Genomic DNA, 24,179 nt, shown 5'->3' with positions numbered 1-24,179 from the left:
CTTCGCTGGCAATGACGGCTGCGCTACGCCGTCCCCGTCACGCAATTCACCCACAGCACCACCGCCTTCGCGTCATTGGCTGGATTTGAAAACCGGTGCGGCCGACGGCTTGCAAACCGAAAACTGTCGCCCGTCTTCAGCGACCACGTCTCGCTGTCCACCGTCAGCATCATCTCGCCTTCGAGAACGAGGCCGGCTTCCTCGCCGTCATGGGTGTAGAGCTCGTCACCGGTGGAGCCGCCCGGCTCCAGATGCACCAGGAACAGGTTGAGCCGGTTGTCGGGGCTGGCGGGGCTCAGCAACTGCTTGGACACGCCGGTGCGCCAGAGCTTCAGCTCGGGCCGCTGCAGTCCGCGCGTGACCACCTGATCTGGTGCACCGTCGGCGTTCGGGCTGGCGCCGAACAGCGCGGCGATGCCGACGCCGAGCACGTCGGCGAGCGTGGCCAGCACGCGCAGCGACGGCGACGACAGTCCGCGCTCGATCTGGCTGAGGAAACCGATCGACAGCTCCGTGCGCGAGGCGACCGTCTCGAGCGAGAATTGCCTGATGCGCCTGAGATCGCGAATGCGGCGGCCGACCGCAACATCCATCGCCGGCTCGGCCGCTTTGGCGATAGCCCGGGCGGAGGCTTTCACCTTCACCTTCTTCACCGGCTTTGCGGCGGCCGGCCTGTGCATTCTCTTGCCACCGCTCACGTCAAACCGCTTCCTTCATGTGCATGAAAACCACTTGCATCGGCCGCAGAAGTGTGACCAAATTTTCATACTGGTGAAAATAGGCCGAAACGGCTTTGCCCGCAACGTCTGCGATGAACGAGGTTTGCGAGCGCCGCCATCGGTCGGGCCCAAGGGGGATGCGATGAAGCGTTTTGGTCTGGCCGCGCTCGCGGCACTCGCGATTGCCGCAGCAGCGCCGGCTTCGGCGCAGCAAGTGCTGAAGGTCGGCTCGACGCCGACAGGCATTCCCTTCACCTTCCTCGACACCAAGACCAATAGCATCCAGGGCATCATGGTCGATCTCGTCACTGAAGTGGGCAAGGATGCCGGCTTCAACGTGCAGATCGAGCCGATGCAGTTCTCGGCCCTGATCCCGTCGCTGACATCAAGCAAGATCGACATCATCGCGGCCGCGATGTTCATCACAGCGCCGCGCAAGGAGGTCGTCGACTTCTCCGACCCGATCTACACCTATGGCGAAGGCCTCGTGGTCCCCAAGAGCGACACCAAGGCCTACGCCACCCAGGACGATCTGAAGGGCGAGACGGTCGGCGCTCAGGTCGGCACCGCCTTCGTCGACGCGCTGAAGAAGTCCGGCCTGTTCGCCGACGTCAAGGCCTACGACACCATCCCCGACATCCTGCGCGACGTGAACACCGGCCGCCTCAAGGCCGGTTACGCCGACTATCCGATCCTCGCCTACAATCTGAAGCAGGGCGGCTTCCCCGAGGTGCGCCTGGTCGATGGCTACAAGCCCGTCACCGTCGGCTCGGTGGGCATCGGCGTGCGCAAGGGCGAGGCCGCGCTGCTCGGCAAGATCAACGCTTCGCTCGCCAAGCTGAAGGCCAACGGCACCATCGACAAGATCCTCGATAAATGGGGTCTGAAGGCACAGGGTTGATCGGCAGAGGCCATCGATGAAAGCTGATCGATGAAAGGCTTCTGGCACGACGCGGCCGAATTCTTCCCGATCCTGATGAGCGGCGTCGCGCAGACGATCGTCGTCACCATCGGCTCGCTGCTGCTTTCGACGGTTCTTGGCCTCGTCTGGGCGATGATGCGGGTCTCCGGCATCCGCGTCCTGTCGCTGCTCAGCGCCAGCCTGATCAACGTGATCCGCGGCATTCCGATCATCGTGCTGTTGTTCTACCTCTATTTCGTGATGCCCGATCTCGGCGTTACCCTGTCCGCGTTGCAGGCCGCGATCCTCGGGCTCGGCATCGCCTACTCGGCCTATCAGGCGGAGAATTTCCGCGCCGGCATCGAGGCCATCGACAAAGGGCAGATCGAGGCGGCGCAATCGATCGGCATGGGCTGGTGGCTGACCATGCGCCGGGTCGTGCTGCCGCAGGCGGTGCGGATCGTGCTGCCGCCCTATGGCAACGTCATGATCATGATGCTGAAGGACTCTTCGCAGGCCTCGACCATCACGGTCGCCGAGCTCGCCCTTCAGGGCAAGCTGATCGCGTCCTCGACCTTCAAGAACACCAACGTGTTCACGCTTGTCGCGCTGATGTATCTCACCATGAGCATTCCGCTGATCCTGCTGGTCCGTCACTTCGAGAAGCGGGCCGGCAAGAAATGATCGAGTTGACCGACGTCCACAAGAGCTTCGGTGCGAACGAGGTGCTCAAGGGCATCACGGCGTCCGTCCAGAAGGGCGAGGTGGTCTGCATCGTCGGCCCCTCCGGCTCCGGCAAGTCCACCATCTTGCGCTGTATCAACGGTCTCGAAAGCTACGACCGCGGCGAGATCAGCGTCGAGGGATTGAAGGTCGACCGCGACGCGCCGTCGATCGTGAAAGTCCGCACCCAGGTCTCGATGGTGTTCCAGCGCTTCAATCTGTTTCCGCACCGGACGGTGCTGGAGAACGTGGTTGAAGGTCCGCTCTATGTGAAGCAGGAGCCACGCGCTGCCGCATTCGAGCGTGGCCGCGCGCTGCTCGCCCAGGTGGGCCTTGCCGAGAAAGCCAACGAGCATCCGCCCCAGCTCTCCGGCGGCCAGCAGCAGCGCGTCGCGATCGCACGGGCGCTGGCGATGCAGCCCAAGGCCATCCTGTTCGACGAACCGACCTCGGCGCTCGATCCTGAATTGGTCGGCGACGTTCTCGGCGTGATGCGCAAGCTCGCCGACGACGGCATGACCATGGTCGTCGTCACCCATGAGATGGGCTTTGCCCGCGACGTCGCCGACCGCGTGCTGTTCATCGACGGCGGCGTCATCGTCGAGCAGGGGCCGGCCAAGTCGCTGCTCAATCAACCCCAGCATCCGCGCACGCAGGACTTTTTGCGCCGCGTGCTGCATCCGCTCTGACCGGTCTTCGCCATGACCACGCGCCTGCCTCTGCCGCCGTCCCTCTACGCCGACACCGCCGTCGTGCCGCCGACTACGCCGCCGCTCGACGTCGACAGGACGGTCTCGGTCGCGATCGTCGGCGGCGGCTACACCGGCCTGTCCACGGCGTTGCACCTGGCGGAGCAGGGTGTCGAGGCACTGGTGCTGGAGGCGCAGGAGCCGGGCTGGGGCGCATCCGGCAATAATGGCGGCCACACCAATCCGGGACTGAAGCACGACCCCGATCAGATCGAGGCCGATTTCGGCGCTGAGCTCGGCCGCCGCATGATCGACTTCTCCTACGGCACCACGAATTTTACGCATGATCTGATCCGCCGTTACCAGATCCCGTGCGAAGCGCGGCAGAACGGTACGTTGCGCGCGGCCTATAACGAGGCCAGCGCGGCCGCCATCGAGAAAACCGCACAACAGTGTATCGCCCGCGGAATGCCGGTGTCGTATCTCAATCGCGAGCAATTGCGCGGGATGACCGGCACGGATCGCTATATCGGCGCCATGCTGGATGCGCGCGGCGGCGATCTGCATCCGCTCAGCTACGCCCGTGGTCTCGCGCGTGCTGCAATCTCGGCAGGCGCGAAGGTGCACGGCGAAACACCCGCACTATCACTCCGTCGCGAGGGCAGCCGCTGGCGCATCGAAATGCCGCGCGCGGTGGTGCATGCCGACAAGGTGCTGCTCGCGACCAACGGTTTTACCGACGATCTCTGGCCGGCGCTTCGCCGCACCATCGTGCCGGTGTTTTCCTCGATCGCGGCCACGGCCCCGCTCTCTGACGACGTGGCCCGTTCGATCATGCCGACGCGTCCCGTCCTTTACGAGAGCGGCCACATCACCGTCTATTACCGCATCGATCAGCAGAACCGCCTCTTGATGGGGGGCCGCGGCCCGATGCGCTGGATCAGTTCGCCGCGCGACGTCGCCTATCTCATGCGATACGCCGAACGGCTATGGCCGCAGCTCAAGGGCGTGGCCTGGACCCATGGCTGGAACAGCCGGCTCGCCATCACCGCGGATCATTACCCGCACGTGCACGAGCCCGCGGACAACATCCTGATCTCGCTCGGCTGCAACGGTCGCGGCGTCGCGCTCTCGACCGCGATGGGCGCGCAGCTCGCGCGGCGTCTGATCGGCGGCGCCAAGGCCGAGCTCGACATGCCCGTCACCGGCATCAAGCCGATCCCGATGCATGCCTTCTGGCCGGTCGGCGTGACGACGGCAGTGATCGCTGGTCGCCTGCGCGACCGGCTGGGGATCTAGGCTCAGCCCTCCGCCACCGCGTCGGCCCAGGGCTGGAAGATCTCGACCGCGCCGGAATTGGTGTCGCCGTCGCGCATCACGACGCTCGGGCAGGCGAACTTCTGCGGCAAGGACTGCACCCGCGCTTCCTCATAGTCGAATCGCGCCGCGAGCGTCTCGCGTGTGTCCGCCGGCAACCTGGTATCGCCGATCACGATCGCGCCTTCGCTGGCGTCGATGCGCGGTTGATGGATTGCGGCATCGAGATCCATGCCAAAATCCATCGCAAACGACACGATCTGCATCACCGACGGGAGGATGCGGCGACCGCCGGAGGCACCGACCGCGAGCCGTCTGCCGTCCTTGGCCTCGGCGATGACGGGCGTGTAGTTGGTGAGACAGCGCTTGCCAGAGGCGAGCGAGTTGGTGGTGCCTGGCTTCGGGTCGAACCACATGATGCCGTTGTTCATGGCGATGCCGGTGTGCGGCGTGACGTATTTCGAGCCGAAGGACGACAGCAGCGTCTGCGTCACCGCCGCGATGTTGCCGTGGCGGTCGACCACGGAGAAGTGCGTGGTGCAGGCGGGCGCCAGATAGTCCGCGCCGAGCGAGCGCTTGCCGTCGGCATCGCCCATATCCTTGAGCCGCTCGCGATAGGCCGATTGCAGCGCGGCGGCATATTCGGCATAGGCGCCCGCATCGGGCGCGCTTCCCGGCTTCAGGTTCTGCTGCAACAGGCGCAGCGCATGCGCCATGGTCGGTCCGGCCGTCAGCTCCGGTGTCGCAAACACCTTGCCGCCGCGATAGGGGATCGCCAGCGGATCGCGCAGATGGGCTCGGAACGCGGCGAGGTCCTCCACCGATAGCGCGCCGCCGTCAGCCTTGATGTCGGACGCGATGCTCCTGGCGAGGTCGCCCTGGTAGAAATCGCGCGGACCGGCGTCGGCGAGGTGCGCCAGTGTCGCCTTCAGCGTGTCCAGCGGCAGCCGCGTCTCGGACTTGATGCCCCACGGCGCGCTCGGCGGGAGGCCGTCCTTCAGGAACGTTGTCGCGCTCGCGGGATAGCGCCGAAGATCGGACGCCGATGCCGCGATCGTCAGCGTGGTCCACCAATCGACCAGCAGGCCTTCGCCGGCGAGGGCGACGGCCGGCGTGACCAGATCGTTCCACGGCAGCCTGGCGTGACGGCGATGCGCCTCCTCCATGCCGGCGACGACGCCGGGCACGGCGATCGAGCCGGGGCCGTGGATGTTGCGGTCGTCCTTCACCCGCTGCCAGGGAAACAGGTCGGAAGCCGCGCCTTCGCCGCTGAGCGGATAGTCGGCGGCGCGCAGGCTTTGCGGCGCGCACATGCCGTAGTCGATCACCTCGTAGAGATTTTCCGCGGCACGGTAGAGCACCATCCCGCCGCCGCCGCCCATGCCGCTGTTCCAGGGCTCCAGCACGTTAAGCGCGAAGGTGGTGGCGACGATCGCGTCCACACAGTCGCCGCCCGCCGCCAGCACTTGCGCCCCCACTTCGGCCGCCCGCCGCGATTGCGCGGCGACGATGCCGCCTTTGGATGTGACGGCGGGCTTGCGGACGGTTTGGGTGTGGCTGAACTGGTGCGGCATGATGATGTCTGTGTGCTGTCTTCGGTTTGGCTTCGTTGCGCTGAGCTCCGCGAAGAATGGCACATCGCCCCCATCGAGAACATCGAAAGGGCGACGCGGCATGGCTGGTGTGTAACAGCGGGGGTGGCGCAGTCGGCAAGACGTAGATGCCAAGACGAGAAAGCCCGGGACAGGCCCGGGCATGACGAGTTATGAGACCGATCAGTGGGAAGCGGAAGCCGCAGGGCTCAGCGCGCGCGATCCAGCCGGCTGGCCTGATACCTGGCGTGCCATTTCGGGCCAGGCCCGCGCATGTAGTGGAGCTCGGGGCGGTAGGGATTGCCCGCGATCCGGATCAGCGTCAGCCATTTGCTGGCGATGAAGTTCAGGGGCTGGCGGAGCAGGGTCAGTGACGCGAGCAACATGGCATCACCTCAGTGCGGCTTGCCGAGCATGGCAGTGAAGGGGAGGTCGAAGATCTCCTCGCCGTCGGAGCCGCTGACATGGATTACCCAGTCGCGCCAATCCTCAGCGCCGGGCGTCAGGATCATCGCGTTCATGATCTGGGCGGCACGGTCGCGCGCCTCGGTCAGGTTGGTCACGGCTGTGCCGCTGCGATCGATCAGCGTGCCGTCCAAGTTGGAGCAGTGAAAATAGACCTGGACCATATGCGTCTCCTATTGGGAGCGATTGGGACGGCAAACCGATACCATTCCAAGCCTTCGCGAAACATTCGGGTCGAGCCCGGTAAGGGAATCTACGGAGATTGGTCGGCGCCAAGCCCCCTGCTGGTTTGATCACAAGGGGGTGTTGATCAACTGGACGGCGTTCCCGCGGCATGGAACAACCCTGGACGGAACGTCCGGGAGGCGCCGTGAACCACCTCACATTTTGGCGTGAAAGCCGAAGCCTGCGCGCATGCACGGGCGCCTTGGTGGTCCTCCTGACCCTCGCCTCGGTAGGCTCATCAGAACCGGTCCGCAAGAGCGGCTATGCGATCGGCACGGAGACCTGCGGCAGCGCCGATCTCGCCTTTCCCAGAATCCAGATCGACATGAAGGCGGGATTTTGCGCTGGCCTCGTCGCCAGCGAGGAGGATCGGCTGAAATTCCCGCGCTCGATCATCCAGGTGCCCGGTCGTGACCTGTTCGTGGTCGCCGACATGGCGGGCTGGGGCCATACCGATGGCCGGCTGCTGTTGCTCGACCCGCGGGCACCCCAGGGACAGCGGTTCAAGGAGTTGCTGACTGCAATCGAATATCCGTTCGGCCTCGCGATCGGCCCGGACAAGAAGCTCTATGCCTCGAGCGCGGAGACGATCTTCCGGTTCGATCCGCTCGCCGACAATCCGCGCGACACGGTCGAGACCGTCGTCCGTCACATGCCCGGCCGCCGGATCACATTGCCCGACGGCAAAAAGCTCGACGAGAGCGCGCATCCATTCAAGCAGTTTGTCTTTGATAAGAACGGCCGGCTGTTCGTCAATGTCGGCTCGCACAGCGACGACTGCATCACGCCGGCGCCGATCACGAGACCTTGCGCGGCGGCCGAGGGCGTTTCCGCAATGGCGTCGATCTGGCTGTTCACGCCGCCCCCGGGCGGTATCTTCCCGGCGTTGAAGCCTGGCGAACCCGACCCGCCGCACGGTGTCTATGCGCGCGGCCTGCGCAACTCGATGGCGCTGGCGCTGCATCCGAACTTCCCTGATGCGGGCTATGCCTTTCTGCAAGGCGAGAACGGCCGCGACCTGCCTGACATTTTCAAGCCGAACGAGGAGATCAACGCGATCGAGCAGGGCAGGCATTACGGCTGGCCCTATTGCTACGATTTGTCGACGCCGAGTCTAGAATTCAGGATCGTATTGCGGTCGGGGGTCTACAAATCGCTGTGCACCGCCAACGCTCTCTACAAGGCGCCGTTCTCGCTGCTGCCGCCGCACGGCGCGCCGCTCGCGATGCTCTATTATCACGGCGCGAAATTTCCGGAGCTCGAGGGCAAGCTGCTGGTCGGCCTGCATGGCTACCGCCCGACCGGCAGCCGCGTCATCGTCTATGACGTCGACGATCACGGCTTCCCGAAGCCCGCCCCGGCGCCGGTACGCTATCATGTCAGTTGCGCGGCCGATCCGACCCACAGCTTTCAGACCGAGGCCGGCGCCGTCGCCGCCGCGCCGTTCGAGGAGCTGATCGCAGGCTGGCACCGCGTCAACGGCGCGCGGCCGCAAGGTGCGCCGGTCGGCATGACGGTCGCGGAGGACGGCGCAATCTGGCTGGTCGAGGACAAAAACCAGACCGTGATCCGGATCGACCGCGCCGCGGGCGATGCGCCGTCGCCGCTGCCCTGCGACGTGCGTAGCCAGGCGCTGATCGAGCAACTGGCGGTCTTCGTGGCCAGGGACGCGCAGAACAGCGTCCGGCTCACCAATTTGCGCAAGGGCCTCGTCGAAAAGCACTGCGTCGGCTGTCACTCGGATTTCGGCCTGAAGCGGGGGCCTATCGGACGCTCAGAAGGACGCGACGGTGCTTCGCTTCATGCTGTCGCAGGATGGCTGGATCTATCCTGGTGGTCCCGATTCCGGAAAGTTGCGCACGCGGCTTCGTGGGTTGGGCGCGGAGAAACTGATGCCGCCGGGTGGCGACGGCCTGCCGAAGGCCGAACCCGGTTACACGCGCCTGCTCGACACGGCGGATCTGCTGGTGTCAAGAATGGTTCCAGGCATCCGGATGCGGATCAAGTCCGGCCCGCCGCAGCGCAAGTTCTTTGGCAAAACGAACAAGGAATGCGGCGAAATACCGGCTGCCAAGGTCGTCGTCGTGACACAAAGGAACGCTGTAGACAAACCCGGTTTCAGCCGCTTCTTCCGATCGGCCGATGCCTATCTGAATGGCGAGTGCAGCGACGGCGATGGCTATTACATCCGGCAGGAATTTCTGGTGCCTGTGCAGTAGCGTTGTTCTCGTCCTTGCGACGGCACCGGCCCGAGCGGAAACGAAACTGTTCGAAAGCGTGCAGGTGACGCCATCAGGCGAATACACGTTCGGCATCGAAGGGCCGGCCGCCGATCTCGACGGCAATCTCTTCGTCGTCAATTTCGGCAAGCCCGGCACCATCGGTAAGCTGCCCGTCGGCGGCACGGCGTCCGAGCCGTTCACGGCGCTGCCCGAGGGCAGCGTCGGCAATGCCATCCGCTTCGCGCGCGACGGCACCATGTTCATCGCCGACTACAAGAAGCACAACATCTTCGCGATCCCGAAGGGATCGACCGAGCCCGCCATCTGGTTTCACTCCGACGAGATGAACCAGCCCAACGACATCACCATCGCCCGCGACGGCACGATCTACGCGAGCGATCCGAACTGGAAAGGTCGCGAAGGCCACATCTGGCGCATCGCGAAGGGAGCCGACGGAACGGTGCAGGGACAGCTGATGTCGGCGCCGCGCGCGATGGGCACGACCAACGGCATAGATCTCAGCCCTGATGACAAGACGCTCTATGTCGGGGAATCCAGCAGCGGTCAGATCTGGTCCTATACGGTCGCCGGCAACGAGCTCACCAGTCCAAGACTCGTCAAGGCATTTCAGCCCGACACTGTCGACGGCCTGCGCACCGACATCGCTGGCCGCCTGTATGTTGCGCGCATCCTCAAGGGCACGATCACGTTGATGAAGGCCAATGGCGCGGTGGAGCGGGAGATCACGCTGAGAGCCAAGGAGCCGACCAACCTCGCCTTCGGAGGCCACGACGGCAAGACGATCTTCGTCACTCAGCGTCAGGGCGGCTTCGTCGAGTCCTTCCGCACCGACCAGCAGGGCCGCGAGCACTGCCTTCAGCGCGGGCGCTGCTGAGCTTCACGAGGGATCTGCTTCCGGCGCAGGGCGGTGCGACAGGGGCGGCATTCTTCTTGCTTGCATCTCGCCGCCGCGGGGATTTAGACATCTGTGGCACCCTCAAAGCGACCACGGAGTGTTCGAGTGAAAGCCGTCCATACCGAGCTGCATCGCAGCCACGATCCGCAATTCTTCCTGGTTCGCGGTGTGGTCAAGCGCACCACCGAGCAGCCCGAACGTGCCGACCGCCTGCTCAAAGGGCTCAAGGACGGCAAGCATCAACTGGTCGAGCCGACCACATTCGGGCAGGGACCGCGTGCGCGCATCCACAGTCCGGAATATCTGTCGTTCCTGAGCGAGGCCTGGGAGGCCTGGACCGCGCTCGGCGATTCCGGCCCGGAGATGATCGGCAATATCCATCCGGTGCGCCATGCCGCGACTTATCCCACCCATATCACCGGCAAGCTCGGCTGGCACACCGCCGACACCGCGGCGCCGATCGGCCCGGGCACCTGGGCTGCGGCCTGCGCTGCGACCGACGTCGCGGTCACCGCGGCACAGATGGTGATGGACGGCGAGGATGCGACCTATGCGCTCTGCCGGCCGCCCGGCCATCACGCCTATCGCGACATGGCCGGCGGCTTCTGCTTCCTCAACAACAGCGGGATCGCGGCGGCGCATCTGCGGCAGAGGCACGAGCGTGTCGTGATCCTCGACGTCGACGTCCATCACGGCAACGGCACGCAAGGAATCTTCTACGCGCGGCCGGATGTCTACACGGTCTCGATCCATGCCGATCCCGTCGCGTATTATCCTTACGTGTGGGGCTATGCGCATGAGCGCGGCGAAGGTCCCGGCCTTGGCACAAATCTCAACATTCCCCTGGCGATCGGCACCGGCGATGACGGCTATATCCAGGCGATGGACGTCGCGCGCAAGGCGATCGAGTCCTTTGCGCCCGGCGCCCTCGTCATCGCGCTCGGCCTCGACGCCTCCGAGCACGATCCGCTCAAGGGTCTCGCCGTCACCACGCCGGGCTTCCGCCGCATCGGACAGGCCATCGCGAAGATGGGCCTGCCGACCGTGTTCGTGCAGGAGGGCGGCTACCTCTCGGACATCCTCGGCGCGAACCTGACCTCGGTGCTGGCCGGATTCGAAGAGGCGCGCTGATTCTCGCTGAGTGGCCCATCATTCTCCGTCATTGCGAGCGTAGCGAAGCAATCCAGAATCTTTCCGCGGAGGGACTCTGGATTGCTTCGCTACGCTCGCAATGACGATGTGGATGGTTAGGTCGACTTCATCCACAACTCAAAACATCCCGCTTGCCGCGAGCGCCTTGCAGACGTGCTGCATCTCGGTCTCGTCCGCGACCATGTCGAGCATGATCGTGGTCAGCCCCTTCGCGGCAAACTCCTTCAGCTTCGCGCCGATCTCCGCGTAGCTGCCGACGAGGTAGGGGCAGTCGGCCTGGAAGGTCAGGAACGGCAGCAGCCAATAGCCATTGTCCGCGAGCTCGCCGCTCTGGCTCTCGTAGAGGCGCCGTTTCCACACGGAATCGCTGTTCTCCACGGTGAGCGCGAGCAGCTCGCGATCGTCGGCATTATCGCGGAAACGCGCCTTTGCCGCTTGCCGCGCCTCGTCGCGTCCCTCGCGGGCGAAAATTCCAAAATTCATGCCCGGCGCATCGAGGCCGCGGTCGAGATCCGGCGGCAACATCTGCATCTTGATGCAGCCGGTCTCCTTTGCGACGCGCTGTGCCGGCTCGGACTGGCCTGCGACCAGAAATTCCGGCATCAGCTCCGGCGGCAGGCGCGGCCGCAGTTGCAGGTTGCTGGCGCGGTAGAACCGGCCCTCGAAAGTCGTCGGACGCGGGCTTGCCAGCAGCTGGCGCATCAGCGCAACGAATTCGCCGAGCCGGACATAGCGATCGGCGTGCGACTGCTCGTCGCCGAGCCCCTGCAGATCGCTGACCGCCGTCCCCGTGATCATGTTGAGATAGACCTTGCGGCCGTGGAGCTGCGCAAAGGACGAGACGAATTTTGCCGCCGTGAACGGGTGCATGTAGACCGGATTGACCGCGATCAGCGGCGAGGATCGGGTCGTCTCGCCGATGATGTGCTGGGCCATCGCCCAGGGCTCGACGAACACGTCGTTGCCTTCGAATAGCAGGATGCCTTCGAAGCCGTTGCGATCGGCGAACTGCGCCACCCGCATCAGCTCGTCGACATATTTCTTGGGGTCGCGGTTGCGCGAAATCGCGGGAAAGACGCGCAGCCGCCGCGGCGTCATTCAGCCGCCTCCTGTAGCGGCCATCCATTGCGGGTGATGGGAAGGCCGCCGGTGGCGCGGGAGCCGTCCGCGATCGCGAGACGATGCGAGGGCGACGGCGAGATCAGCTGGAATCGCCAGCCTTGCGGATCGTCGGGGATATCGGGCTTGAAGCTGATCTCGATGGCCTCGCGCGATACCTGCATCGCGAAGGCGTCGAGCGGCAAATTGAGGCCGAAACCCCTGGCCTTCAGATAGGCTTCTTTCAGCGTCCAGTAGTCGAAGAAGCGCTCGGTCGCGGCGGGCTCCGGCAGCCTGCGCAGCGTTTCGACCTCTTCCGGCGCGAAGAACCGAAGCGCGGTCGACAGCGGCGCCACCCGACGCGACACGGTCTCGACATCGACGCCGACGGTCTCATGCCCCGACACGACGCAGGCGACGCAGCCGTCGGCGTGCGACAGGCTGAAATGCAGCGTGCTCGATGTCCTGGGTGATGCGACAAACGGCCGCCCGTAACGCCCGGCCGCAAATGACCAGTCGGTCGGTGCGACCTCAGGTGCGACGTGCGAGAGCGCAAGGCGCAACATCGCGTGCGCGAAAATATACTGTCGCTGGTGCCGCTCGAACACGAAGCGGTCGGCTCGTACCCGTTCGTCGACCGAGAGCAGGCGCCGGCACGTATCGATCGCACCTGGCGTGTCAAAATTCTCGATCAATCCGACAAACAGTTCAATTCTGTCGTCTGCCATCAATTGGGCCCATGGCGCCAAGCCGGGGCCAAATCCCCTGCCATGACGGAAGAATCAACTGAGCAAGAATCAACTAAGCGGACCGCTTCTAGCGGTCCACTCGGGCGAATCCTTGTCGATTGCTGGCCGGTTTACGGGCGCAAGCTTGTGCGAGACCCCAACTCGACACGCGAGCGGCCAAATGTGAAAAATGAAGCCCGAAAACTGAAGCCTGAAGATTCGTGCGGCGTCCCGGCCGACGAGTCTTACGTCTTCTTCTTCTTGGACTTCTTGGAGCCGCCCAACATCGAAATGCTGGCGTCGACGTCCTTCAGCGCGGACTGCAGCTTCTTCTTCTCGGCGCCGAGCAACTTCTGCAGGGCCTTGCGGTCCTTGTCGCTCAACGAGGTGCCCTTGGTAAATTTGATGAAACCCATAACGAACTCCCCGGTTGAAAATACTCGTCCAAATCAAAACGCGAGAATAATCTTGCGCGATGGCGCCAAATAATCAAGATGCAACTTGGTCATTCACAGCTTTGACGAGTGACCCCGTATTCGTCCGTGATGTACGGTCGGTCATGCCGCCCTGCGATTGAGCAATCGGCCGAGCGGTGTGTTGGGTTGGGCGAGGGCGGCCGCGAGCAGCGCGACGAGATCCTCCATCCACTGGCCGACCGTAGCGCCGTCGAGCAGCTCGCTCTTGTAATTGCACGAACCGGTGATTCCCGTCGGCCGCTCCTTGAGCATCAGCGACAGCCATGTCTGGTCGATCGGCAGCACCGGCTGGCCTTCGCGGGCGATGTTGCCGATCGATCCTGTCGTGAGATCAGGCAGATCGAGCGGCTGGCGCAGCGGATTTTGCAGGGTGAAATAGACCTGGAGCAGCGAGGCTGGATTGACCCCCTCCTGCTCCAAATGATCGGCCAGGATGTTGAAAGGCAGCTCCTGGCGCGCATGCGCGTCAAGCACGCTCTGGCGGACCCGGACTAAGGCTTGCGCGAACGACAGCTCCGGCGTGATTTTGGTACGAACAATCACCGTGTTCTCGAACGGACCGACGATCCGGTCGGTGTCCGGCTGGGCGCGATTGGCCATGGCGGTGGCGATAGAGATGTCGTGGCGGCCGGTCCGCGCCAGCAGCACGGCTTTCAAGCCGGCCAGCAGGCACATGAACGCCGTGCAACTGTGCTGGCCGGCGAAAGCCGCGAGCCGGCCGATCAGCTCACGCTTGAGACTGACCGGATGGTGCCCCCTGGACGGGCCCGGCCTTGATTCGCCCTCGAAGAGGGGAGCCGCCCCGCGCAAATTCTCGGTCCAGTCGGCCGCCTGACGGCGGGCGGCATCGGTGCCGCACCACCAGCGCTGCCAGCGCGCCACGTCCGAAAAGGCCGGCGGCGGTTTCGGCAGCGGCACCGACGAATATCCGGCCAGCGCCGCATAGCGGTAGGACAATTCCTCGAACAGCACGCCGATCGACCAGCCATCGACGACGGCGTGGTGCAGCGTCAGCAGCAACACGTGATCGCCATCGTGGAGCCGCAACAGCCGGGCGCGCAGCAGCGGCGCGCGCGTGGTGTCGATCGGGACATAGGTCTCCTGTTCGATCAGGAGATTGATCTTGCGGAGCTCCAGCGCCTTGCGCCGCTTGTTGTTGTGGGGCTGACCGTCGCCGATCGTCCCGACAGTCAGGACACGGCCGAGGGCGCCGGGCGCGGCGATGCGGCTGACGGGCTCCCCGCCGCTCCAGCCGAAATGAGTCCGCAGCGATTCGTGCCGGCGCACGATGTCGTCGATCGCCTGCGCCAGGGCGGCCGGATTCAGCGGCCCCTGGAGGCGGAAAGCGAAAGGCAGGTTGAACAGCGGCAGTCCGCGAAGATTCTGCTCGATCCGCAGCATCTGGTCCTGCGCGATCGAGAGCGTGGGTGGGCTGCCTTCGGCCAGGCTCGCGCCAGCCAGCCTTGCAAAACTTGCAGCCGGCTTGCGCGGCTTTGCCGCCACGACCTCGTCGACCCGCCGGGCAAGCTCGTCGATCGTCGGTGCCTCGAAGATGGTCTTGATCGGCAGCGACGCGCCGAGCGCCCGAGCGACCCGCGCCATGACTTGGCCCGCCAGCAGCGAATGGCCGCCGAGGTCGAAAAAATTGTCGGTGACGCCGAGGCTCTCGACCTTCAGCAGGTCGATCCAGATGTCGGACAGCACCTTTTCGGTGAAGCGCCGCGCCGGCACGGCCGCATCCGGTCCGAACGTTTCCTGCTGCGCCGGCGCCAGCAGCGCGGTCCGATCGATCTTGCCATGGGCATTGAGCGGCACCTGATCCAGGAACAAGAACGCGGACGGGATGGCATGGTCCGGCAGCCGGCTCTTCAGGAAGTCGCGCAGCTCGCTGGCGCTGCTCCGGCTGCCGGATCTTGCGACGATATGGGCAATCAGCCTGACATCGCCGCTCGCTTCGCGACGCGGCTCGACGATGCCGGCGCGCACACTGGGATGGTCGGCAAGCGCGTTCTCGATCTCCTTGAGCTCGATACGGTAGCCGCGGACCTTGACTTGATGGTCGGCGCGACCGAGGCATTCGATCGTGCCGTCGGCACGGCGGCGGGCGAGGTCGCCGGTCCGGTACAGCCGGCTGCTTGCTTTGCGCGAGCACGGATCGGGCAGGAAGCGCTGCCGGTTCTGCGCGGGATCGTTGACATAGCCGCGGCCGACACCGGCGCCGCCGATGCAGAGCTCGCCGGTCACGCCGACCGGCTGCGGCTGCAGGTTTGCGTCGAGCACGTAGAGCTGCATGTTCGGCAGCGGCGCGCCGACCGGGACATGGCCTATGTCGGTCGCCGGCGCCTTGGTCAGGCGATGCAGCGAGACGTCGTCGGAACATTCCGACGCACCATAGGCGTTGATCAGCGGCACTTTCGGACAGCGGGCGAACCAGGCCTTGCACAGATCGACGGGCAGCGGTTCGCCCGTCGAAATCAGAAGGCGCAGCCTCGCAAAGGCGCGTCGGATTTGTGCCTCGTCCATACGATCGAGGATCACTCGCAGCAGCGACGGGACGATCTCGAGCACCGTGATGCCCTCGCGCTCGATCTCGCGCGCGAGCAAAATCGGGTCCTGCACGATCGCGGTACCGCAGACATGGACGCGCGCGCCGACCATGGGCCCCGCGAGGAACTGCCACACCGAGATGACAAAACTCTGTGGCGCGGTCTGCGCGATCACGTCCCGGGACGAGAGGTTCAGCTCGGAGATGAGCGAGGCCAGATGGTTCGAAAGCCCGCGCTGCTCGATCATAACGCCCTTGGGCGCCCCGGAGGACCCGGAGGTGTAGATGAGATAGGCGAGGCTCGAAGCCGCGCGCCGCGCCGCACGGGCCGGCTTGGTCGACGCTGGCGCGATCGCGTCCTCGAGCTCGGCCATTTGGATGCGCTCGACCAGCGGTTCGAGCAGCGCCTCCGCCATGGATGACTGCGCCCGTCCGATCAGCAGCATGCGGGCCCCGCTCGATCCGAGGATGGTTGCGAGCCGTTCCCGCGGCTGGTCGGGATCGAGATTGAGGAAGGCGGCGCCCACGCGTTGCACGGCGATCATCGCGGCGAGCAGGTCGGGCCCGCGATCTGCAAGCAAGGCGACCACGGCCTCGGCGCCGACGCCTTCGAGAGTGAGCCAGCGCGCAGCCGCTTGGCTGCGGCGCGCCAGCTCGCGGTAGCTCAGGGATGTGCGGCCGTCCGACACCGCGATCGCGTTCGGCGTCTTCTTGACCTGGCGATCGAAACCTTCGCTCAAATTGCCGCGCGCGACGAAATTGGCCAGCACGCCCCGGCCCTGCGCCAGCAGCTGCCGGCGTTCGGCCTCGGTCAGGAGTGCCAGGCGGGAGATGCGCTGCTCCGGATCGGCGATGACGGATTTGAGCAGGGTTTTCAACTGAGCGGCCATGCCCTCGATCGTCGCCGCGTCGAACAGATCGGTGGCGTATTCGAAGAAGCCGGTGAAACGGCCGTCGGCCTCGACCAGTTCGAGCGTGATGTCGAATCGCGCCACTTTTGGATCGATCTCGATCCGCCGCGTCGACAGACCGGAGAATCGTGCCGCCTCGATCGAGGCATTCTGGAGGATGAACATGATCCGGAACAGCGGATTGCCGTCCGTCCTTCGTGCGATCTGAAGCGAGCGCAGGACTTCCTCGATCGGGAGATCCTGATTGCGATAGGCATCGAGCGTGACCTGCCGTACCCGGCGCAACATGTCGCCGAAGCTCGGATCGCCGCCAAAATCATTGCGCAGGATCAGGGTGTTGGCGAACAGTCCGATCAGGCGCTCGCTCTCGATCTGATTGCGGTTGGCGATCAGCGATCCGGTCGCGACATCTTCGTGTCCGGTGTGACGGAACAGCAGGCACTGGAACACGGCGAGCAGGGTCATGAAGGGCGTGACGCCCTGGTTCTGGCTCAGCGCGCGCAGGTCGGCCGACAGGGTTTTGGAGAATTCGAGATAGTGACGGGCACCGTGGCCGCTCCAGACCTCCGGCCTTGGGCGGTCGGTTCGCAGCGGCAGCGTGGTGACGCCGTCCAGTTGCACCCGCCAGTAATCGAGCTGCTCCTTGGCCGCCGGCGTCTGCGCCCAGCTCTGCTGCCAGAGCGCAAAGTCGCGATACTGGAAGGCGGGCGAAGGCAGTGCCGCCACGTCGTTCTTGCGCGCTGCCGAATAATGGGCGGCGAGTTCTTCCCAGAACAGCCGCTGCGACCAGCCGTCGGTGACGAGGTGGTGGACGTTGACCACCAGCACATGGCTGCTCTTGTCGAACGAGAGCAGCGTGACCTTCAGCGGTGCCTCGTTCGCAAGGTCGAACGGATGTTGCGCGAGCCGGAGTGCTTCGCGCCTGACAACAGCGACCCGCTTGTTCGCGGGGCAGGGCTTGAGCTTGATCCGCTCGAACCGCGGTGGCGATTGCAGCACAAGCTGCACCGGCTCGCCCTCGCGTTCGACGATGACCGACCGCAACGCCTCATGGCGCGCCGATACGGCGGTGAGGCTCGCAGAAAGTGCGGCGACGTCGAGCCCACCCTTGAGGAGCGCGACTTCGACGACGTTATAATTGTAGCGCGTGGGGTCGAGCCGCGAGAGCACGTACATCCGCTGCTGCTGGAACGACAGCGGCGCGTCTGCTTCCCCGGCCTGGCGCCAGGCCGGTAGCATCGTTTCGCGATGGATTGCGGCGGTCTCGATCCGGGCCGCAAGCGCGGCGGCCGTGGCGCAATCAAAAACGTCCTCGAACGAGAAATCGACATTGAAGTGTTCGCGCAGGCGCGAACGCATCTGCGTCACCGCGAGCGAGTCGGCACCGAGCGCAAAGACGTCCTGATCGCCCCCGACCTGCGGCAGCTCCAGCAGATCGGCCCAGATCCCGGCGAACTCGGTCTCCAGCGCGTTGCGCGGCAGACGGGCCTCCTCCTCGCCGCCGCCCGTTGCAATCAATTCGGCGAGCGCATTGCGCTTGACCTTGCCGCTGGCGCCTTTCGGCAGCGTCGCGACGCTGCGGATCAGGCTCGGCACCTTGTAGGCCGCGAGCCGTTTCCGGGCGAACTGGCGCAACTGGTCCGAAGTCGCCTCGGAATTCGGCCGCAGCACCACGATTGCGGCGACGTTCTCGCCGAGCTTCGGGTGCGGGACGGCAAACACGCCGGCCTCCAGCACCGCCGGATGGCTGAGCAGAACCTCTTCCACCTCCAGAGGCGAGATCTTCTGCCCGCCGCGGTTGATGACGTCCTTGATGCGGCCGACGATGAAGAGATAGCCGTCGGCATCGAGATAGCCGAGATCGCCGGTCCGGAACCAGCCGTCGCGGAAGGCAGCCTGCGTCGCCGCCTCGTCATTATAGTAGCCGCGGCTCATGTTGGGTCCGCGCAGCATGATCTCGCCGTGCTGGCCGCTGGCGAGCGGGCGGCCCGTCTCGTCCATGATTGTGATCTCGGGGCCCGCGGCGCGGCCGACCGATCCGACCTTGCGCAGCTCGAACGGGTTGGCCGCGATCTGCGAGGCCGCCTCCGTCATGCCGTAGGTTTCGAGCACGGGAACGCCGAACGTCGCCTCCAACCCGTCGAGGATCGCAGGCGCAAGCGAGGCCGAGGCGGAGCGGATCACGCGCAGCGACGACGATCGGGCAAGATCCGGGTTGGCTTCCGCCGCCGTCAGCAGCGCGCGATGGATGGTCGGCACTGCCGTGTACCAGGTCGGTCGCAGCTGCCGCATCCAGCCGAAGAAGGAGGCTGCGTCGAAACCCTCGGTACAGACTACGCTGGAGCCCGCGGCCAGCGCCGTCAGCAGGCCGGAAATCAAACCATGGGCGTGAAACAGCGGCAGGACGTTGAGCAGACGATCGTGGGACGCGAGCGAGAGCACGCGGCCGGCATTGTAGGCGGAGAGGCACACATTGCGATGCGTCAGCGGCACCATCTTCGGCCGCGCCGCCGTGCCCGAGGTCAGCAGGATGAACGCGTCGTCGTCGCCGCGCGAGGCGCCGCTGCTGCTCGCCGGTCCGACCGCCGGCCCGACCAACGCGCAGCCGCCGAGATCGTCTTGCGGCCCCGGCACGAAATCGATCACCGCAATATCGAGCGCCTTGGCGACATCGCGGGCCGCCGAGTTCGTGTCGGCCCGGGTGACGAGCGCCGTCAGCTTCAATTCGCTGAAATAGCGTTGCAGCTCGTCCGCCGTCAGATCGGGATTGACGGGAACGCAAGCGCAGCTCGAGGCTACCGCGATCAGGGCCAGTGCGCTGTCGGCACCGCGCGGCAGCGCAACCGCGATGCGGTCGGTAGGAGCGATGCCGAGCCCGCGCAGCGTGCGGACGAGATCCTGCGTCCGCGCGCCAATCCCGCCGTAGTTGAGGACCGGCCGGCCGGGGGCGAGGAGGGCGGGGGCCACCGGCATCTTGCGGGCATGGAAATCGAGAAGACCGCCGATATCCTCGAATATCTTCGCTTCGGCCGTCGTGCTCGCTTCCCGCGGGGCTGGGCGTGTGGCGTCCGACAATTCCGTTCCCTTTTGATCCGATTGGGCTATTCTTCCAAGAAGTTAGGAAACGCGTCCAGTCTGAGGTGAAGTTTTGGCCCCAAAATCTGTGGTTGCGGGGCCCTAAGCCCTTCGACGGAGTGATTGGTCGGGCGGAATCACCATGCTGGAGAATGAGCCGGGCACGGGAGCGGAAGGCGGGCTGAAGCGCTGGCTCGAGGGTATCGGTCTTAGCCACTATACCGATCTCTTCGCGCAGCACCGTCTCGATCTCGACGTCATGGCGGACCTGACCGAATCCGATCTGATCGAGCTCGGATTGCCGCTCGGCGATCGGAAGCGGCTCCAGCGCGCCATGACCGCGTTGTTCCGGGCCGAAACCGCGGAGAAGCCCGACGCGACGGCTCGCCCGCAAATCCGGACGGAGGTCGGCGCCGAGCGGCGTCAGCTCACCACCATGTTCTGCGACATGGTGGATTCCACCTCGCTCTCGGTGCAGTTCGATCCGGAAGACGTGCGCGACATGATCGCGAGCTTCCGCGAAACCTGTGTCCGCGTCGTGAAGCATTACGAAGGTTTTGCTGCCCGCTTCGTCGGAGACGGTATTTTGGTCTATTTCGGCTATCCGACCGCACATGAGGACGACGCCGAGCGCGCCGTGCGTGCGGGGCTGGAAATCGTCCGGGTGCTGTCGACCGCTCGCGCGATCGAGCCGCGTGGCGCGCTCAGCCACTCACCCGCCGTCCGCATCGGCATCGCAACCGGTCTCGTCGTGGTTGGCGACCTCGTCGGACAGGGCACCGAAGAGCGCGACTCCGCGGTCGGAGAAACTGTCAATCTCGCCGCGCGCCTGCAGGGCCTGGCGCCGCCCAACGGTGTGGTGATTTCCACGTCGACCCAGTCGCTGCTGAAGGGGAAGTTCGACTACCGCGATCTCGGCGTCCACGTGCTCAAGGGAATCTCGGAGAAAGCCCAGGCCTGGCACGTGATGCGCGCCTCGCGGGTGGAGACCCGCTTCGCCGCCGCCATGGGCACGCGGCTGACCCCGCTCGTCAACCGGGAGGAGGAGATTGCGCTGCTGATGGGGCGCTGGCAGCAGGCCAAGGAGGGCGAGGGCCAGGTCGTGGTCAAGTTCGGCGAGCCCGGCATCGGCAAGTCGCGCATCATCCAGGAGATCTTCGACCGGATCGCGGGCGATCGCCATGGACAGGTCTCGTTCCAGTGCTCGCCCTATTACACCTCCACGGCGTTCTATCCGTTCGCCGAGCAGCTCAAATTCTCTCTCGGTCTCGATCGCGAGGATGCGTCCGTTCAGTCGCTGGCGAGCCTGGAGACCGCGATCGCCGCCGCTCATGGCGACATCGAGCAGGTTGCGCCGCTGTTTGCCGTGCTGTTGTCCATTCCGACCGGCGACCGCTATCCGCCGCTCGAGCTGTCGCCGCAGCAGCAAAAGGATGCGACCGTCGCGGCGCTGGTCAATCATTTCCTCGGCCTTGCGCGCGAGCAGCCGCTGGTGATCGCATTCGAGGATCTGCACTGGATCGACCCGACGTCCCGTGAGGTGATCGATCTCCTGGTCGACCGGGCACAGAACCGGGCAATCCTGGTCATCATCACCGCGCGCACCGAATTCCAGCCGAGCTGGAACGCCCATTCGCATATCACGACCCTGGTGCTGAACCGGTTGAGCCGGCAGTTGCGCGCGACGCTGGTCGAGCGCGTGGCGGGACGCGAGCTTCCCAAGGAGGTCATCGAGGAGATCATCGTCAAGACCGACGGCGTGCCGCTGTTCCTGGAGGAGCTGACCAAGACGGTTCTCGAATCCAACCTCCTGACCGAACGGCACGGGCGCTACGTGCTGTCGGGTCCGTGGCGGCAGCTTGCGATCCCGGCGACGCTGACGGACTCGCTGATGGCGCGGCTGGACCGGATGGGGCCGTTCAAGCGGATCGCGCAAATCGGTGCCACCATCGGCCGCGAATTCTCCTACGAGACTCTGCACGCGGTCGCCAACACACCCGCCGAACAGATCGAGGCCGCGCTCAATCATTTGGAGGAGGCCGGACTGATCATGCGCCGCGGCCATCCGCCCGACGCGCTCTACTCCTTCAAGCACGTGATGATTCAGAACGCCGCGCATGCGAGCTTGCTGCACAGCGAGCGGCGCAAGCTGCATTCCCGGATCGCCCAGGTGCTGGCCGAGATGTATCCCGAGAAGACCGAGCGCGAACCGGAACTGCTCGCCCATCATATGACCGAATCCGGCCAGAGCGAGAGCGCCGCCAGCTTCTGGCTCAAGGCCGGTAAGCAGGCGGCCAAGAGTGGCGCCAATCTGGAGGCGATCGGGCATCTGGGCCGCGGCCTCAGCGTCGTGCAGGCCAATGCGCGCATGCAGGGCGCCGACGAGATGGAGCTCGAATTGCGCATCGCGCTCGGCAACGCGCTGATCGCCGCCAAGGGCTATGCCGTGCAGGAGGTCGAGGAGAACTACGTCCGCGCCCTCGAACTCGGCCAGCAGCTCGACGACGACGAAAAGGCCTTCGCCGCCACGCGCGGGCTCTGGGTCTGTCATTTCATCCGCGCCGATCTGACCCGCGCGCACGATCTCAGCGTCGAGCTGTTGAAGTTCGCCAAGCGCGAGCGGCTGAACGAGGGGACGCAACCGGCGCAGCAGACCGGCTATCTGATCGAGGCGCATCGCTCGATCGCGATGACTATGCTCTATCGCGGGCGCTTTGCCGCGTCCCAGCATCATCTGCACCGCTGCATCAACCTCTACAGCCCCGACCTGCACTCCGATCTGATGGAGCGGCACGGCACCGATCCCGGTGTCGTCTCGCTGTCCTATCTCGGCTACCTCCTGTGGTTCCTCGGCCGGCCCGACGCGGCGCGCCAGCACAGCGAACAGGCGATCGCGAACGCCGAGAAGATCCGCCACCCATTCACGCTCGCCTTCGCGCTCGTGTTCGGCGCCTATCTCTGCCAGCATTTGCGCGATGTTGAGGGCACGCGCGACCACGCCAACCGCGCCATGATCATCGCCACGGAGCACAATTTCCTGCACTGGAAGCAGCAGGCGGCGATCCTGCGCGGCTGGGCGCTGGCGCAGCTCGGCGAGGCCGACGAAGGCCTCAGCCAGATGCGGTTCGGCCTCGACGAATACGAAGCGATGGATTCCTGGCTCGCCGGCTGCTGGTTCCGCTGCCTGCTCGCGGAGGCCTACGCCAAGGTCGGAATGCGCGATGCCGCCTTGCGCGCGCTGGACGGTGCGCTCGCGACCGCAAGACGGACCGGCGACCACTCCTACCTCGCCGAAGTCTACCGCCTGCAAGGCGAGATCACCCTGTCGGATGAGAATCCGGCCTCGGTGCAGGAGGCCGAGGACCTGTTCAACCTGTCGCTGGAGATCGCGCGTAAGCAGGGCGCTCTGTCCTGGGAGCTTCGCACCGCCGTCAGCCTCGCGCGCCTGTCGTACCAAGCCGGCAAGCGCGAGCACGCTCGTCTCCTGCTCGTACCGATCATCGGCAAGTTCAGCGAGGGCTTTTCCACGCCGGACCTGAAACAGGCGATGCAACTGATCGACGAGCTCGGCGTGGACGCGCTTGTTCGTAAACAGGCCGATTCCGTGAGATGAGCGATCTTGCCGCCGCGCGTGCGCGTTACGTGGAGCTGATCTCAAAACGCGAACGGATCTCTTCAACGCGCCTGCTCGAAGCCCTCGGCACTGTTCCGCGCGAAAAGTTTCTGGCGAAGGGGCCGTGGCGCATCAAGACCGAGGCGGCGCGCAACTATCGGCTGACGCCGGATGCCGATCCCGTTCATCTCCAGGACAATGTGCTGGTCGCGATCGATGCGCGCCGCAAGCTTGATACCGGACTTCCGAGCCTGTGGGCGCATTTCATCGATTTGCTCGACGTCGGGGAAAAAGACCGTGTGGTCCAGATCGGCTGCGGGCTCGGCTATTTCTCAGCCGTGCTGTCGAAGATCGTGGGCCCCAAGGGCAGGGTGCAGGCAATCGAATGCGACGAGCGGCTTGCGGCGCGCGCCGCAACCTATGTTGGCGCCTATCGCAACGTCGCGGTCGTCCATGGCGACGGATGCGAGGACATCGGCGAACCCGCCGACGTGATCATCGTTCATGCCGGCTTCTCGCAGCCGCATCCGCTCTGGCTTCGGTCGCTTCGTCCGCGCGGCCGGCTTCTGGTGCCGCTGACCCAGCGGGACCGCGAAGGCGCCGCCCTCAAGATCACCCGCAAGGGCAGTGGGTTCGAAGCCGAGGCGGTGCAGCAGATCCGGATATTTCCAGGCCAAGGCCGCGGTCGGACCGCGCTCGACGACCGCGTCGCCGACTGGTGGCAGCGCGCCTCCGCGCTGGCGCCACTGCGCTTTCGCGGCATCGCGCAGGGATTGCCGTCGGATGGCTAATGCTTCGTTTCATTTTACCTT

General features: G+C 65.3%; 16 protein-coding genes and 1 pseudogene. 9 read left to right on the top strand and 8 right to left on the bottom strand.

All coding sequences use genetic code 11. The features are described 5' to 3' along the window. Positions 1–23: 23 nt before the first annotated feature. Positions 24–680 (bottom strand): XRE family transcriptional regulator, encoded by a 657-nt coding sequence (locus tag IVB36_RS26110; RefSeq protein WP_018455696.1) that lies wholly within the window; start codon positions 678–680, stop codon positions 24–26. Positions 681–861: 181 nt separating this feature from the next. On the opposite strand from IVB36_RS26110, the gene IVB36_RS26105 reads away from it, so the two are divergent. The 4 genes from IVB36_RS26105 to IVB36_RS26090 are packed head-to-tail and all read left to right on the top strand — an operon-like array spanning position 862 to position 4,331. Beyond that, on the top strand, positions 862–1,620 hold the full coding sequence (locus tag IVB36_RS26105) for an ABC transporter substrate-binding protein (protein WP_018455694.1): 759 nt from the start codon (positions 862–864) through the stop codon (positions 1,618–1,620). A 30-nt stretch (positions 1,621–1,650) separates the two neighbouring features. Continuing rightward, the gene (locus IVB36_RS26100; protein ID WP_247393426.1) at positions 1,651–2,304 is read left to right on the top strand and encodes an amino acid ABC transporter permease; all 654 of its coding nucleotides are present in this window, start codon (positions 1,651–1,653) and stop codon (positions 2,302–2,304) included. Next, entirely contained in the window at positions 2,301–3,032 is a 732-nt protein-coding gene (locus IVB36_RS26095) for an amino acid ABC transporter ATP-binding protein (RefSeq protein ID WP_018455692.1), read from the top strand. Before IVB36_RS26100 ends, IVB36_RS26095 begins: the two co-directional genes overlap by 4 nt. 12 nt (positions 3,033–3,044) lie before the next feature. Continuing rightward, positions 3,045–4,331, top strand: a complete 1,287-nt coding sequence (locus tag IVB36_RS26090) for an FAD-binding oxidoreductase (RefSeq protein WP_204513709.1) — start codon at positions 3,045–3,047, stop codon at positions 4,329–4,331. A 2-nt stretch (positions 4,332–4,333) separates the two neighbouring features. On the opposite strand, the gene IVB36_RS26085 is transcribed toward IVB36_RS26090, so the two are convergent. From IVB36_RS26085 to IVB36_RS26075, 3 genes are all read right to left on the bottom strand, one after another. After that, positions 4,334–5,923, bottom strand: a complete 1,590-nt coding sequence (locus tag IVB36_RS26085; protein ID WP_247393424.1) for a gamma-glutamyltransferase — start codon at positions 5,921–5,923, stop codon at positions 4,334–4,336. A gap of 227 nt (positions 5,924–6,150) precedes the next feature. Then, positions 6,151–6,327 carry a hypothetical protein gene (locus IVB36_RS26080; RefSeq protein ID WP_018455689.1) on the bottom strand — a complete coding sequence of 59 codons (177 nt, stop codon included), beginning with the start codon at positions 6,325–6,327 and terminating at the stop codon, positions 6,151–6,153. A 9-nt stretch (positions 6,328–6,336) separates the two neighbouring features. Then, positions 6,337–6,570, bottom strand: coding sequence for a hypothetical protein (locus tag IVB36_RS26075; protein ID WP_007606355.1), 234 nt, complete (start codon positions 6,568–6,570; stop codon positions 6,337–6,339). A 206-nt stretch (positions 6,571–6,776) separates the two neighbouring features. Between IVB36_RS26075 and IVB36_RS26070 the strand changes: the two are divergent. The 3 genes and pseudogenes from IVB36_RS26070 to IVB36_RS26060 all read left to right on the top strand — a co-directional run bounded on the left by IVB36_RS26070 (position 6,777) and on the right by IVB36_RS26060 (position 10,900). Next, positions 6,777–8,850 (top strand): annotated as a pseudogene (locus IVB36_RS26070) (PQQ-dependent sugar dehydrogenase). After that, entirely contained in the window at positions 8,807–9,748 is a 942-nt protein-coding gene (locus IVB36_RS26065; RefSeq protein ID WP_026233001.1) for an SMP-30/gluconolactonase/LRE family protein, read from the top strand. Before IVB36_RS26070 ends, IVB36_RS26065 begins: the two are co-directional and overlap by 44 nt. Positions 9,749–9,874: 126 nt before the next feature. Continuing rightward, positions 9,875–10,900: a histone deacetylase family protein gene (locus IVB36_RS26060; RefSeq protein ID WP_018455686.1), complete on the top strand. Its 1,026-nt coding sequence runs from the start codon at positions 9,875–9,877 to the stop codon at positions 10,898–10,900. A 138-nt stretch (positions 10,901–11,038) separates the two neighbouring features. Here the strand turns inward: IVB36_RS26060 and IVB36_RS26055 are convergent, their stop codons facing one another. From IVB36_RS26055 to IVB36_RS26040, 4 genes are all read right to left on the bottom strand, one after another. After that, the gene (locus tag IVB36_RS26055) at positions 11,039–12,019 is read right to left on the bottom strand and encodes an LLM class flavin-dependent oxidoreductase (protein ID WP_018455685.1); all 981 of its coding nucleotides are present in this window, start codon (positions 12,017–12,019) and stop codon (positions 11,039–11,041) included. Continuing rightward, positions 12,016–12,747, bottom strand: coding sequence for a 4'-phosphopantetheinyl transferase superfamily protein (locus tag IVB36_RS26050; protein WP_247372448.1), 732 nt, complete (start codon positions 12,745–12,747; stop codon positions 12,016–12,018). Before IVB36_RS26050 ends, IVB36_RS26055 begins: the two co-directional genes overlap by 4 nt. Before the next feature lie 245 nt (positions 12,748–12,992). Next, on the bottom strand, positions 12,993–13,163 hold the full coding sequence (locus IVB36_RS26045) for a hypothetical protein (protein ID WP_162847227.1): 171 nt from the start codon (positions 13,161–13,163) through the stop codon (positions 12,993–12,995). Positions 13,164–13,304: 141 nt separating this feature from the next. Then, entirely contained in the window at positions 13,305–19,754 is a 6,450-nt protein-coding gene (locus IVB36_RS26040; RefSeq protein WP_247393422.1) for a non-ribosomal peptide synthetase, read from the bottom strand. A 142-nt stretch (positions 19,755–19,896) separates the two neighbouring features. On the opposite strand from IVB36_RS26040, the gene IVB36_RS26035 reads away from it, so the two are divergent. Then, complete coding sequence (locus tag IVB36_RS26035; protein ID WP_247372455.1) at positions 19,897–23,367, top strand: AAA family ATPase; 3,471 nt, start codon at positions 19,897–19,899, stop codon at positions 23,365–23,367. Beyond that, positions 23,364–24,158: an rRNA adenine N-6-methyltransferase family protein gene (locus IVB36_RS26030; protein ID WP_247372460.1), complete on the top strand. Its 795-nt coding sequence runs from the start codon at positions 23,364–23,366 to the stop codon at positions 24,156–24,158. The genes IVB36_RS26035 and IVB36_RS26030 overlap by 4 nt, the downstream gene beginning before the upstream one ends. Positions 24,159–24,179 lie beyond the last annotated feature (21 nt).

The sequence above is a fragment of the Bradyrhizobium sp. 35 genome (genome assembly GCF_023073215.1).
Taxonomy (GTDB): Bacteria; Pseudomonadota; Alphaproteobacteria; order Rhizobiales; family Xanthobacteraceae; genus Bradyrhizobium; species Bradyrhizobium canariense_D.
This window is presented reverse-complemented; position numbering and strand designations above follow the sequence as displayed.